The 13,397-nt window shown below is 69.6% G+C and carries 9 protein-coding genes, 1 tRNA gene and 1 pseudogene; 8 read left to right on the forward strand and 3 right to left on the reverse strand.

All coding sequences use genetic code 11. From position 1 onward, the window contains the following. Positions 1–912, reverse strand: a complete 912-nt coding sequence (locus tag RKD23_RS28240) for a hypothetical protein (protein WP_424856245.1) — start codon at positions 910–912, stop codon at positions 1–3. Between the two features lie 347 nt (positions 913–1,259). On the opposite strand from RKD23_RS28240, the gene RKD23_RS28245 reads away from it, so the two are divergent. The 5 genes and pseudogenes from RKD23_RS28245 (at position 1,260) to RKD23_RS28265 (ending at position 8,043) form a co-directional block, all read left to right on the forward strand. Further along, positions 1,260–1,610: a chorismate mutase gene (locus RKD23_RS28245; protein WP_404034227.1), complete on the forward strand. Its 351-nt coding sequence runs from the start codon at positions 1,260–1,262 to the stop codon at positions 1,608–1,610. 42 nt (positions 1,611–1,652) lie between these two features. Beyond that, on the forward strand, positions 1,653–2,156 hold the full coding sequence (locus tag RKD23_RS28250; RefSeq protein ID WP_424856246.1) for a response regulator: 504 nt from the start codon (positions 1,653–1,655) through the stop codon (positions 2,154–2,156). A 202-nt stretch (positions 2,157–2,358) separates the two neighbouring features. Beyond that, a pseudogene (gene pepN, locus RKD23_RS28255) lies at positions 2,359–4,855 on the forward strand (aminopeptidase N). A gap of 327 nt (positions 4,856–5,182) precedes the next feature. Continuing rightward, positions 5,183–6,625 carry a pyridoxal phosphate-dependent decarboxylase family protein gene (locus tag RKD23_RS28260; RefSeq protein WP_424856247.1) on the forward strand — a complete coding sequence of 481 codons (1,443 nt, stop codon included), beginning with the start codon at positions 5,183–5,185 and terminating at the stop codon, positions 6,623–6,625. Continuing rightward, positions 6,622–8,043, forward strand: a complete 1,422-nt coding sequence (locus tag RKD23_RS28265) for a lysine N(6)-hydroxylase/L-ornithine N(5)-oxygenase family protein (protein ID WP_424856248.1) — start codon at positions 6,622–6,624, stop codon at positions 8,041–8,043. Before RKD23_RS28260 ends, RKD23_RS28265 begins: the two co-directional genes overlap by 4 nt. Before the next feature lie 24 nt (positions 8,044–8,067). Here RKD23_RS28265 and RKD23_RS28270 read toward each other — a convergent pair whose 3' ends face one another. Beyond that, positions 8,068–9,879 (reverse strand): 5'-nucleotidase C-terminal domain-containing protein, encoded by a 1,812-nt coding sequence (locus tag RKD23_RS28270; RefSeq protein WP_424856249.1) that lies wholly within the window; start codon positions 9,877–9,879, stop codon positions 8,068–8,070. 168 nt (positions 9,880–10,047) lie between these two features. Here RKD23_RS28270 and RKD23_RS28275 point away from each other — a divergent pair, with 168 nt between their 5' ends. Both RKD23_RS28275 and pyk read left to right on the forward strand, forming a co-directional pair. Continuing rightward, positions 10,048–10,764, forward strand: a complete 717-nt coding sequence (locus RKD23_RS28275) for an SIMPL domain-containing protein (RefSeq protein ID WP_424856250.1) — start codon at positions 10,048–10,050, stop codon at positions 10,762–10,764. A 181-nt stretch (positions 10,765–10,945) separates the two neighbouring features. Continuing rightward, positions 10,946–12,376, forward strand: coding sequence for a pyruvate kinase (gene pyk / locus RKD23_RS28280; RefSeq protein ID WP_424856251.1), 1,431 nt, complete (start codon positions 10,946–10,948; stop codon positions 12,374–12,376). Between the two features lie 146 nt (positions 12,377–12,522). Here the strand turns inward: pyk and RKD23_RS28285 are convergent. After that, positions 12,523–12,595 (reverse strand) — tRNA-Leu (locus RKD23_RS28285). Between the two features lie 102 nt (positions 12,596–12,697). Between RKD23_RS28285 and RKD23_RS28290 the strand changes: the two genes are divergently transcribed. Beyond that, positions 12,698–13,366 (forward strand): ANTAR domain-containing response regulator, encoded by a 669-nt coding sequence (locus RKD23_RS28290; RefSeq protein ID WP_399639891.1) that lies wholly within the window; start codon positions 12,698–12,700, stop codon positions 13,364–13,366. Positions 13,367–13,397 lie beyond the last annotated feature (31 nt).

The following is a 13,397-nucleotide window of genomic DNA, read 5'->3' on the forward strand; positions in this document are numbered from 1 at the left end:
CTAGGTGTCGCACTCCAGCAGTGTCCGACACAGCCCGCATCGCGCCTTCACCCGCCCTCGCACCGGAACCCTGATCCGCTGATGGCACGTGGGACACGGGAAGGACACCCGCAGCTGACCCGGCTCCTGCGGAGTGAAGGCGTAGGGCACATCCGGCGCGGCGGCCGGCGCGGGCTCACGGCCCGGCCGCCGCTCCTGGGCGTGCCGCCGGTCGCGCGCATACCGCCGCCTGCCCGCCCAGCCCGCCGCCGTCAGCGGAGGCTGCTGCTCGTCCTGCCGGGCTCGCGCCATGCCCTTCCCGTACGCCGAGTACGCCTGCGCACTGGTGAACCACGTCGACGGATCCTCACCGAACACCAGCGACCGCTTGGCCAGGACGTACCCGAACTCCTCCGGCGTCAGATATCCCAGCTTCTGCGACGACGCCCCGTCCTCGCGGTAGGCGTCCAGCAGCAGCCAGCCCGCGCCGAGGTAGGTGGTCGCGGTGTCCGTGAGGATCTCGTTGTCGCGCGTCCCCGCGAACGAAAGATCGAGCCTGTGCAGATAGACATGCATGATCTCGTGTGCGAGCGCCGCGCCGATGTCCCGGCGATGCGTACGGAAACGATCGTTCAGCTCCACGAAGTACTCGGGGCCTGCGGTCAGTTCGACATTGGCCGCATGAGTCATCTCGCGGAAACTTACGATCATTCGAGCATCCGGCAGCCGAAAGTGCCGTACGAGCTCATGTGCCACCCGCTGCGTGCCCAGATACAGATCGTCCGTGTCGCAGAACGCCACATCGGCCGGAGCCACGCTCGCGTCGAACGTCCGCACCGTGTCGTACGACAGCCTGCGGTACAGCGCGGTGACGGCTGCCCGCACCGTCTCCAGATGTGGGTAGCCGTGCTCGACCGGTCCGCCGTTCGCCACGCCCGCACCCCCAAGACGCCTGAACCCGATGTCCACTCTACGAGGAGAAGAACGGACTTTGTCCGGTCAGGTTGCGTGCGGCCGCTCGCGGCGCTCCGCCCCGAGCCCCCCGCGCCCGGACCGAGGACCCCGCCGCACAGAGCAGGCACCCGCGCGTACGCGCCCGCCCGTGCGCCTGCCCACGGGCGCCCCGCAGGATCCGGCCACAGCCCGCCAGAACGCCGCCCCGGAGCCCCGCCGCCCGCGGCGACCCGCGCGCCCCTCAGGTGCCCGATTCGGCCAGCGGCCCCCGTCCCGCCCTGTGCGCCGGTGATCCGACCCCTGCTCGCCACGTAGGGTGGGCGCTCATGACCACCAGCAACACCGGAACCGGTGACGTCGACCCCGCCGTGCGCGAGGAGCTCGCACGGCTGCGCGACAGCATCGACAACATCGACGCGGCCGTCGTCCACATGCTCGCCGAGCGCTTCAAGTGCACCCAGCAGGTCGGTCACCTCAAGGCCGTCCACCAGCTGCCGCCCGCCGACCCGGCCCGCGAGGCACGCCAGATCGCCAGGCTGCGCACCCTCGCCGAGAACGCCAAGCTCGACCCGGCCTTCGCGGAGAAGTTCCTGAACTTCATCATCGCGGAGGTCATCCGCCACCACGAGAGCATCGCCGAGGACACCGTCAACGGCCAGGCACCCACGGGGCGCTGACCCGGCTCGCCCCGGCCGTCCCAGCGACAGGGAGGTCCGGCCATGGCGTCGGATGCCAGGATCCTCATCGTCGGCGACCACGCCGACACGCTGTACGCACTCGAGAGCGCCCTCGCCCCCCTCGGTCGCCGGCTCACCCGCGCCACCAGCGGCGACGAAGCCCTCAAAGAGCTGCTGCGCGGCCGGGCCGGCCTGGTCCTCCTCGACGTGGGCATGCCCGGGCCCGGCGGCCTGGAGGTCGTCCGCTACATGCGCCGCCTGGAACAGACCCAGCACATCCCCGTCGTCCTGCTCACCGGTTTCGGCCCCGACCAGGAGCTGGCCGCCGCCGCGTACGGACTCGGGGTCGCCGACCTGATCACCAAACCCGTCGACCCCTGGTCCCTGCGCACCAAGGTCCGCTACCTCTACGACGCCCACCAGCGCCACGTCGCCCTCCAGCAACAACTGCGCGACCTGCGTGCCCGGACCGCCACCGCCGCAGGGCCCGCCCGCGTGCCTCAACAGCGCGAACCCCGCAGCGCACCCGCACAGGACCGAACGTAGACCGGCCGAAGTGCGTATGTGGCAAGGCACGGCATAACGAACGCGGCGAACGCGGCGAACGCACAACGAACACATACGAACCACCGGAGCACAGCCGACGTCCACACCGGAGCACACCCGGCGTCCGCACGGCGCGTCACGGACCGCTCACGAACCGAACCGCCCCTGTGCGCTGTCACGGGCATCAGGCAGCATGTCGTCCATGTCCGTACTCACGCGCGACGAAGCGCAGACCCGTGCCCAGCTCCTCGACGTCCACCGCTACCACGTCGACCTCGACCTCACGACCGGCGGCGACACCTTCGACTCCCGCACCCACATCCGCTTCACCGTGCGCGAAGGCCAGGACCGTACGGACACCTTCGTCGAGCTCAAGCCGGACCGACTGCGCTCCGCCACCCTCGACGGACAGCCCCTCGACCCCGAGAGCCTCGACGGCAACCGGCTGCCGCTGAAGAACCTCACCCCCGGCGAACACGAACTGCGCGTCGACACCGCCATGCGCTACTCGCGCACCGGCGAGGGCATGCACCGCTTCACCGACCCCACCGACGGCGAGACGTACCTCTACACCCAACTGTTCATGGACGACGTGCAGCGCGTATTCGCCGCGTTCGATCAGCCCGACCTCAAAGCGGTCTTCGAACTGACCGTCAAGGCACCCGAGGAGTGGACCGTCCTCGCCAACACCGTCACCGAACACCTCGGTGACGGCCGCTGGCAGGCCGCCCCCACGCCGCTGATCTCCACCTACCTCGTCGCCGTCGCCGCCGGTCCCTGGCACTCGGTGCGCACCGAGCACCGCGGACTGCCGTTCGCCCTGCACTGCCGCCGCTCCCTCGCGCCCTACCTGGACGCCGACGCCGACGAGATCCTCGACGTCACGCGCGCGTGCTTCGACCGCTACCACGAGAAGTTCGACGAGCCGTACCCGTTCGACTCCTACGACCAGGCGTTCGTCCCGGAGTTCAACGCCGGCGCCATGGAGAACCCCGGCCTCGTCACCTTCCGCGACGAGTTCGTCTACCGCTCGGCCGTCACCGACGCCGAACGCCAGACCCGCGCCATGGTCATCGCCCACGAGATGGCCCACATGTGGTTCGGCGACCTCGTCACTCTCAAGTGGTGGGACGACATCTGGCTGAACGAGTCCTTCGCCGAGTACATGGGCTACCAGACCCTCACCGAGGCCACCCGCTTCACCGACACCTGGACCGACTTCGGAGTCGTCCGCAAGGGCTGGGGCTACGACGCCGACCAGCGGCCCTCCACCCACCCCGTCGCCCCCGAAGCCGTCGACGACACGGCCTCCGCGCTGCTCAACTTCGACGGCATCTCCTACGCCAAGGGCGCCTCCGCCCTCAGGCAGCTGGTGGCCTGGCTCGGCGAGAAGGACTTCCTCACCGGCATCAACTGCCACTTCACCCGCCACAAGTTCGCCAACGCCACCCTCGCCGACTTCATCGACTCCCTCGCCGCCGCCACCGACCGCGACGTCCACGCCTGGGCCGACGCCTGGCTGCGCACCACCGGCGTCGACAAGCTCACCCCCCGCATCACCCCCGCCGACCACGGCACCTGCACCCTCACCGTCGACCGCGCCGGCAGCCGCCCCCACCACATTACCGTCGGCCTCTACGACCGCGACCTCACCGACAACGGCCGCCTCGCCCTGCGCGAACGCCTCGACCTCGACATCCCCCACACCCACCGCCCTGCCCATCGGCAAGCGCCCCGCCCTGCTCCTGCTCAACGACGGCGACCTCACCTACGCCAAGGTCCGCTTCGACCCCGAGTCGTTCGACACCCTGCGCTCCGGCCTGTCCGGCCTGCCCGAACCCCTCACCCGCGCGGTCGTCTGGAACGCCCTCAGGGACGCCGTACGCGACGGCGAACTGCCGCCCGCCGCCTACCTCGACACCGCCCGCGCCCACCTCCCGCACGAGACCGACCTGGCCCTCGTCCAGGGCGTCCTCGGCTTCGCCACCACCCAGATCACCGACCGCTACCTCACCCCCGACGCCCGCCCCGTCGCCCAGTCCACCCTCAGCGCCCTGTGCCGCGACCTCATCCGCCGCACCGAGGACGGCGACCACCCCGGCCTGCGCCTGATCGCCGTACGCCACTTCATCGACGTCGCCGCTCAGCCCGACACCATCGCGGCCTGGCTCGCCGAGGGCACCGTGCCCGGCGGACCCGAACTCGACCCCGAGCTGCGCTGGCGCGTCCTGGAGCGTCTCGCCGTCCTCGGCGCCACCGACGAGGACGCCATCGCCGCCGAGCTCGCCCGCGACCCCAGCGCCACCGGCCAGGAAGGCGCCGCCCGCTGCCGCGCCGCCCTGCCCGACGCCGAGGCCAAGGCCCGCGCGTGGGAGGCCATGTTCAGCCGTGACGACCTGTCCAACTACCTGTTCACGGCCACCGCCCAGGGCTTCTGGCAGCCAGAACAGGCCGACCTCGTAAGCGATTACGTCCCCCGCTACTACCAGGACGCCGTCGCCCTCGCCGAACGCCGCGGGCCCGCCATCGCCGACGCCGCCGGCCGCTGGGCCTTCCCCACGCACGCCGTCGACACCGAGACCCTGCGCCTGGGCGAACAGTGCCTGAAGGACGCCGAACCCATCCCCGCCCTGCGCCGCAAGCTCGTCGACCAGCTCGACGACCTCGCCCGCGCGCTGCGGGTACGCGGCGAGGCATGACCGCCGTGACAGGCGCACAGGGATAACAGGCGTACAGGCTCAACAACACCGGCAACAGCGGCAGCTCCAGTGACACCGGCACTGCCGCAACCGCTCCAACTGCCGTACGGCAATGGCGGGCCGAGCCCGACGGACCTCGGCCCGCCACCCGACGCCACCCCACCCGCGCGCCCCGCCCTCCGTCACCTCGCCTTACACCCGACACGCCTTCCTCGCACGGAAGTACCCCCTTTCGGGTTCCGATCGTCGGGCTTTCCGGACGTGCCGGACCATCCCCGTACAAGCTGGGAATCCCCCCGCATCGCGCCCGTGGAGGAAGCCCGGCCCATGAGCACGCCACCCCTCGCCTCAGGCCCCCGAGGAACCGACGCCCTACGGCCGTTGCTCGACACCGTCCTCGACGCGCTCGACACCGGCCGCCGCGCGCGCGGCGGACCGCTGCCCGCCGGCGGCCCCCACGCGATCGCCGCACGCCTGCGCACCGCCGTCGGGGACGTCCTGCCCGACCAGGGTGACCCGAACGCCCTGCGCACGGTCGTCCAGGCCCTCGCCGAAGGGGCCGCCGACCCCGCCGAACCGCTGTGCGCGGCCCACCTGCACTGTCCACCGCTCGCCGTCGCCACCGCCGCCGACCTCGCCGCGAGCGCCCTCAACCCCTCCCTCGACTCCTGGGACCAGGCCCCGGCCGCCTCCGAGCTCGAAACCCTCGTCACCCGCGCACTCGCCGAACAGGTCTTCCCGGGCCGGGGCGGCGACGCCCTTGTCACCACCGGCGGCACCGAGGCCAACCACCTCGCCCTGCTCCTCGCCCGTGAGGCACACGGCGGCAGCACCCGGCTCATCTGCGGAGCGAACGCACATCATTCGCTCAGGCGCGCAGCATGGCTGCTCGGTCTGCCCGAACCGATCGTCGTCCCCGCCCCCGCCGGCACCCTCGACCCCGCCGAACTCGCCGCCGCCCTGGCAGGCCTCACCGGACCCTGCCTCGTCGCCGCCACCGCCGGTACCACCGACGCAGGCCTCATCGACCCCCTGGACGAGATCGCCGCCCTCTGCCGCGCCCACGGCGCCCGTCTGCACATCGACGCCGCCTACGGCGGACCGCTGCTGTTCAGCGACCGCCGCCGCCACCTCCTCCACGGCCTCGACGCCGCCCACACCGTCACCCTCGACCTGCACAAACTCGGCTGGCAGCCGGTCGCCGCCGGACTGATCGCCGTACGCGACACGCAGGACCTCACCGCCCTGCACCAGCGCGCCGACTACCTCAACGCCGACGACGACACGGCTGCAGGCCTGCCCGACCTCCTCGGCCGCTCCCTGCGCACCACCCGCCGCCCCGACATCCTCAAGATCGCGGTCACCCTCAAGACGCTCGGCCGCACCGGACTCGGCGCGCTCGTCGACGCCGTGTGCGAACGAGCAGAAGAGCTCGCCGACCTGATCACCGCGCACCCCGGCTTCGAGCTGTACGACCGGCCCACCGTCAGCACCGTCCTCTTCAGGCCTGTGCCCGCCGGCGACAACACCGCCTCCGACGACACCGCCACCGCAGGCACCGCCTCCGACGACACCGCCACCGCAGGCACCGCCTCCGACGACACCGTCGCCGCCGTACGCCGACGGCTGCTCACCGACGGCCGCGCCGTCCTCGGCCGGGCCCGCCAGGACGGCCGCCTCTGGCTCAAGGCCACCCTGCTCAACCCCCACACCCGGTCCGACGACCTGGCCGCACTGCTCAAGCTCGTGGAAGGACACACCGCCCCATGAACCGCCCCCCACACCCTGACGGCGACACCCCCCGCGACCTCGTCGGCATCGGCATCGGCCCGGCCAACCTCTCCCTGGCCGCCCTGGCCCACCCGCTCACCGAACTCGACGCCGTCTTCTACGAACAGCGCCCCGCCTTCGACTGGCACCCCGGCCTGCTCATCGACGGCGCCACCATCCAGGTCCCCTTCCTCGCCGACCTGGTCACCCTCGCCGACCCCGCCAGCCCCTGGACCTTCCTCAACTACCTCAAGACCCGCGAGCGGCTCTTCCCCTTCTACTTCGCCGAGCGCTTCCACATCCAGCGCGCCGAGTACGACGCCTACTGCCGCTGGGTCTCCGAGAACCTCCCCGGCCTCCACTTCCACCACCAGGTCGACGCCGTCCGCTTCAACCCGGAGCGCGACGTCTTCGAGGTCGACTACACCCAACTCGACGCCGACGGCGAAGCCGAGGCCCTCGGCCGTACCACCACCAGGAACATCGTTCTCGGCATCGGAACCGAGCCCTACGTCCCCGAGCCGCTCAAGCCCCTCGTCGACGCCCCCGGTGTCCCCGTTCTGCACGCCGCCCACTACCGCGACCACCGCGACGCCCTGCTCAAGGCGGACCACGTCACCGTCATCGGCTCAGGACAGTCCGGCGCCGAGATCTTCCTCGACCTGCTCCGCCACCGCCCGCCCGGCCACGAAGGCCTCCACTGGCTCGGCCGCACCCCGGCCTTCGCCCCCATGGAGTACTCCAAGCTCGGACTGGAACACTTCACACCCGACTACACGCGCTACTTCCACGCCCTCGCCGAACCGGTCCGCGACAAACTCGTCGCCTCACAGTGGCAGCTCCACAAGGCCATCGACGCCGACACCATCGCCGCCATCCACGACGAGCTCTACCGCCGCACCCTGCACGGCGGCTGGCCCGACACCGTCCTCACCCCCGGCGTCCACGTCCGTACCGCCGGACGCATCGCCACCACCAAGGTCGAACTCCACCTCGAACACCTGCAGCAGGGCACCCGCAGCCGCCTCACCACCGACGCCGTCGTCCTCGCCACCGGCTACCGCGAACGCCCCCTCGGCCGTCTCCTCGCCGCCCTCGAGCCGTACCTGCGCCGCGACAGCAGCGAACGCCCCCGTATCGACGAACACTTCCGCCTCGTGACCGACCCCTCCGTCAGCGGCGCCGGCTGCACCATCTATGTCCAGAACGCCGAACGCCACACCCACGGCGTCGGCGCACCCGACCTCGGCCTCACCGCCTGGCGCAGCGCCGACATCCTCAACACCCTCACCGGCAAAGAGCCCTACCCGCTGCCCACCCGCACCGCCTTCACCACCTTCGGCCTGGAACAACGACAGCCCCAGATCCCGCCCGCACGACAGCCGAGGGAACTCATCCCCCTCGCGGACGGAATCTGAGGCCGTTCGCTCAGAAAACGAACATCAGAACACCGGAGTGCCCTCACGCGTCAGCTTCCAGTCCACCGACGCGAAGTCCTTCGGGTCCAGGACACCCTTCGCCGTCACCCACTCCGCGATCCGGGTCCGGATCTCCGTCGACTCCGACCACAGCTCCGGCGCCGACGCCACGTGCGGGAACGCCCCACCACCGTTCGCACGGTAGTTGTTCACCGCGAACACGAACTTCTGAGCATCGTCCAGCACGCCGCCGTCGTACGACAGGTTCCTGATCCGCGAACCGGCCGGCTGGGCGATGTCGATCTCGTACGACAGCCCCGACACATAGTCGTAGTTGTAGTCCGGGCGGTTGTTCGCGTTCGTCAGCTTCTCCACGTCGACCGGAGCACCCGCCGCCGTCTGCACGAAGTACTCCGCCGAGTACTCCAGGTACGCCTTCAGCTGCGCACCCGTCATCAGCTTCGCGACCAGCGTGTTGTCGTACACGTACAGGCTCGACAGATCCCGGATCGTCACCTTGCCCGCCGGAATCTCCGACGTCCGCGAGAACGGCGACGCCTGCGAGATCACCGGCAGCGACGCGTACTCCGTGCCCGCCAGCGCCGCCCTGACCACGTCCTCCTGAACCTTTGTGATCAGATCGATGATCGGAGCGTCCTTGTAGCGCGCTTCGACCGTCGTGAGCGTTTCCGTGGCCGTACCGACCACCTGGTTGACGTACTCCACGACCTTCGCGTGCTCGTCGTCCAGCAGCTTCGAGATCTCCGGGTCGTCCGCCACCGTGTTCGAGTTGTGCAGCGACGCCGCGACCGACTCGACCACCCAACGCCCCTTGCGGAACACCAGGTCGATGTCGAACAGGGTCAGCCGCTCCGCGTAGCACAGCGGCTCCGACAGCACGACCGTCTTCCCCGTCTTCTCGTTGACGACCTTCAGCTCCGGGATCTCCACATGCGCGTGACCCACCAGGATCGCGTCGATGTCCGGCACCAGACGCGCCACGTTCGCCGCCGCGTTCTCCACGTACGGCAACTGGTCACCGTACGACGACGTACCCGACGAACCACTGTGCGCCGACACGATCACCACGTCCGCGCCCATCGACTTCAGCTTCGGCACCCACTTCGCCGCCTGCTCCTCAAGACCCGGGAACGCCAGCTTGCCCTGGACGTACGCCTTGTCCCAGATCGCGATGCCCGGGTTCGTCAGACCCAGCACCGCCACCTTCACCGGCCGCGCGCCCTTCACGTGGAAGGTCTTCATGAAGTACGGCGGGAACGCCGGCCGCAGCGTCTTCGCGTCCACCGCGTTCGCGCCCAGCAGCGGGAAGTCGCACTGCTCCTCGAACTTGCGCAGCGTCTCGATGCCGTAGTTGAACTCGTGGTTGCCCAGCGCCACAGCGTCGTACCCGATCGCGTTCATCGCCTGGGCCATCGGGTGCACCGGACCGCCCTCGGCGGTGATCGGGTCCACCTTCGCGTAGTAGTACGTCAGCGGGGTGCCCTGGATCGTGTCGCCGGCGTCCAGCAGCAGCGTGTTGCAGCGGCCCTTCTCCTCGCGCACCTGGTCCACCAGCGTCGAGATACGCGCGAGACCCTTGGCGTTGCCCTTCGCGTCCGCGTACTCCGCGTCCTTGAAGTAGTCCCAGTTGAAGACATTGCCGTGCAGATCGGTCGTGCCCATCACGGTGAGCGAGTACCGCTTCTCACGGCCCCCCTTCGCCGCCGGCGCACTCTCCGCCGCCTGAGCCGCGGGAACCGCCGCCGTACCGGCGAGCGCCACCCCCGCCCCGGTCACGGCGGACTTCTTCAGGAACTTCCGGCGGTCCAACCCCATGTTCGAACTCTCCTCGGCCACGCGAAACGGTCACAACGCGCGTAGATAACGCGCGTAGATTCTGACCCGCTCACGGCAAGCAGCAATAGACCCAGCAGGTTGCGATTGAGTGACCCGAGCGATGAACGAACAGCCTTGATCGGTCCGATCGGTGACAGAGTGGGACGTATGACCACACCCGAAGCCGACGGTCCCCAACCGCCCGTCCCCTACGGCACACCCGACGCACCCCGCATCGCCGTCCGCGGCGAAGCCCACCTCGAAGTCGACCCCGAGATCGCCCGTCTCGGCATCACCGTCACCGCCCGCGGGCGCGACCGCCGCTCCGCCCTCGACGACCTCACCCGCCGCAACACCGCCACACTCGACCTGGTCAAGTCCTACGGCGACGCCGTCGAACGCCTGGAGACCGGCGCCTTCTCCATCACCCCCGAACTCACCAGACACGGCCGTGGCGAACGCATCCGCACCTACCACGGCGCCGTACGCATCACCGCCGAACTCACCGACTTCACCGCCCTCGGCGAACTCACCACGCGCCTCGCCGACCTGGACCTCACCCAGGTCGACGGCCCCTGGTGGGCCCTGCGCCCCGACTCACCCGCCCATCGCGACGCCCGCGCGCAAGCGGTACGCGAAGCCGTCCAACGCGCCCGCGAATACGCCGAAGCCCTCGGCACCACCCTCGCCGCCCTCGTCGAACTCGCCGACATCGGTGCGGAGAACCCCATGGCCCACCCGCCCGCCGCCGGCCGGATGCGCTCCGCCGCCTACAGCATGGCCGCGGAGACGGAGACCGCCGCCCCACTCGATCTGGAACCCGAACGCCAGCATGTGTACGCCGCGGTCAACGCCCGATTCACGATGCATCCGCCGCGACTGTAGAAATTCATTCATGGAAGCGGAATTCGAATACAGGGCGGAATGCCGGTCGGGCGCGGGTGAAATGCTCATCGGAGCGGACGCCCGCACAATTCAACAGTTGTCAACACCCCTTCATCCAAAGGTGGTTGAGTGGTCATGCCCGGCCAATTCTCTACCCACCGGTAAGGCATAGGCTCGGACCATGCGCCGAGCGAAGATCGTCTGTACCCTGGGCCCCGCCACCGACTCGTACGACCAGATCAAGGCACTGGTCGAAGCCGGAATGGACGTCGCCCGATTCAACCTCAGCCACGGCACCCACGCCGAGCACGAGGAGCGTTACCACCGCGTCCGCAAGGCCGCCGACGAGACCGGCCGCAGCGTCGGCATCCTCGCCGACCTTCAGGGCCCGAAGATCCGACTCGGCCGATTCACCGAAGGACCCGTACTCCTCGAACGCGGCGACACCTTCACCATCACCGTCGAAGAAGGCGCCGAAGGCGACCGCGAACAGTGTGGTACCACCTACCAGGGCCTCGCCGCCGACGTCACCCCCGGCGAACGCATCCTCGTCGACGACGGCAAGGTCTGCCTGGAGGTGACCTCCGTCGACGGACCCCGCGTCCACACCACCGTCGTCGAAGGCGGCATGGTCTCCGACCACAAGGGCCTCAACCTCCCGGGCGTGGCCGTCTCCGTCCCCGCGATGTCGGAGAAGGACGAGGAAGACCTCCGCTGGGCCCTGCGCACCGGCTTCGACGTCATCGCCCTCTCCTTCGTCCGCAGCGGACGCGACGCCGAGGACGTCCACCGCATCATGGACGAGGAGGGCCGCCGCCTCCCCGTCATCGCCAAGGTCGAGAAGCCGCAGGCCGTCGACGCGATCGACGACATCGTCGCCGCCTTCGACGGCATCATGGTCGCCCGCGGCGACCTCGGCGTGGAGATGCCGCTGGAGCAGGTGCCGATCGTCCAGAAGCGCGCGGTCAAACTCGCCAAGCGAAACGCCAAGCCGGTGATCGTTGCGACACAGATGCTCGACTCGATGATCGAAAACTCACGCCCGACCAGGGCGGAGGCATCCGACGTCGCCAACGCCGTCATCGACGGCACGGACGCGGTGATGCTGTCCGGCGAGACGAGCGTCGGCAAGTACCCCGTGGAAACGGTCAAGACGATGGCCCGCATCGTCGAAGCGGCAGAAGAGGACATGCTCGCCAAGGGCCTGCCGCCGCTGAACGAACGCAACAAGCCCCGCACGCAAGGCGGTGCGGTCGCCCGCGCGGCCGCGGAAATGGGCGACTTTCTCGGCGCCAAGTTCCTCGTCGCCTGCTCCCAGTCCGGCGACACCGCCCGCCGCCTCTCCCGCTACCGCTCCCCGATCCCGCTGCTCGCCTTCACCCCCGACCCGGCGACCCGCTCCCAACTCAGCCTGACCTGGGGCGTGGAGACGTTCCTCGGCCCGAGCGTCGACTCCACCGACGCGATGGTCGACCAGGTGGACGAGCTGCTCCTCAAGTACGGCCGCTGCCGGCCGGGCGACACGGTCGTCATCACGGCCGGCTCCCCGCCCGGAGTGTCCGGCACGACCAACCTGGTGCGGGTCCACCACATCGGAGAGGCGTCGCGGTAAGCGGTTCAGTCGTGCAGCTGCGAGCGGATCGCGGCGCGCGAAATGCCGGTCTCTTTGCTCACCGAGTCGGGATGCAGCGAAAAGCGGATGTTCACGAGAACGGGAACATCCGCTTAATAATGGCGACCTTGGATTCGGAGGAAAAGTACCCCGGGTCGGATTCGAACCGACGCTGTATGGTGTTTGAGACCATTGCCTCTACCGCTGGGCTACCGGGGCTCCCTTGGAAATAAAGGACGACGGTCACCCGCCGTGCCCCCACCTTACCGCAGCTAGGTAGGCTCTTGTCAGCAGTACCCCTGCCTGAACAAGGAGCCCCCCGTGACCGCGCCCGAGTCGCCCCAGCCCGTAGACGCGCCCGACGACGACAAGTCGCACGTGCCTCCGCTGACGACCCGTGTCGTCATCGCCGAGGACGAGGCACTGATCCGGCTCGACCTCAAAGAGATGCTGGAGGAAGAGGGCTACACGGTCGTCGGTGAGGCCGGTGACGGTGAGCAGGCCGTGGAGCTGGCCCGTGAGCACAAGCCGGACCTCGTGATCCTGGACGTGAAGATGCCCAAGCTCGACGGCATCTCCGCGGCCGAGAAGATCACCGAGGAGTCGATCGCCCCGGTGCTGATGCTCACCGCGTTCTCGCAGCGTGACCTCGTGGAGCGCGCCCGGGACGCCGGCGCCATGGCGTACCTCGTGAAGCCCTTCAGCAAGAGCGACGTCGTTCCGGCGATCGAGATGGCCGTCTCGCGCTACACGCAGCTGAAGGAGCTGGAGAAGGAGGTCGCCGACCTCACCCTGCGCCTGGAGACCCGCAAGCTGGTGGACCGCGCGAAGTCGATCCTGCAGACGGAGTACGGCCTGACCGAGCCGGCCGCGTTCCGCTGGATCCAGAAGACCTCGATGGACCGGCGTATGTCGATGCAGCAGGTCGCCGAGGCCGTCATCCAGGACGCCGAGGAGAAGAAGGCCGCGAAGGCCTCCGACAAGGGCTGAACTGGCCGCACCGCATGGCTGAGGCCCGCGT

The sequence above is a fragment of the Streptomyces sp. SAI-170 genome (assembly GCF_049739565.1).
Lineage (GTDB): Bacteria > Actinomycetota > Actinomycetes > Streptomycetales > Streptomycetaceae > Streptomyces.

Excerpts from the sequence above, each read along its gene's own strand:
- RKD23_RS28245 (WP_404034227.1), top strand. The coding sequence starts at position 1,260 with ATGACCACCAGCAACACCGGAACCGGTGACGTCGACCCCGCCGTGCGC.
- RKD23_RS28250 (WP_424856246.1), top strand. The coding sequence starts at position 1,653 with ATGGCGTCGGATGCCAGGATCCTCATCGTCGGCGACCACGCCGACACG.
- RKD23_RS28260 (WP_424856247.1), top strand. The coding sequence starts at position 5,183 with ATGAGCACGCCACCCCTCGCCTCAGGCCCCCGAGGAACCGACGCCCTA.
- RKD23_RS28265 (WP_424856248.1), top strand. The coding sequence starts at position 6,622 with ATGAACCGCCCCCCACACCCTGACGGCGACACCCCCCGCGACCTCGTC.
- RKD23_RS28270 (WP_424856249.1), bottom strand. The coding sequence starts at position 9,879 with ATGGGGTTGGACCGCCGGAAGTTCCTGAAGAAGTCCGCCGTGACCGGG.
- RKD23_RS28275 (WP_424856250.1), top strand. The coding sequence starts at position 10,048 with ATGACCACACCCGAAGCCGACGGTCCCCAACCGCCCGTCCCCTACGGC.
- pyk (WP_424856251.1), top strand. The coding sequence starts at position 10,946 with ATGCGCCGAGCGAAGATCGTCTGTACCCTGGGCCCCGCCACCGACTCG.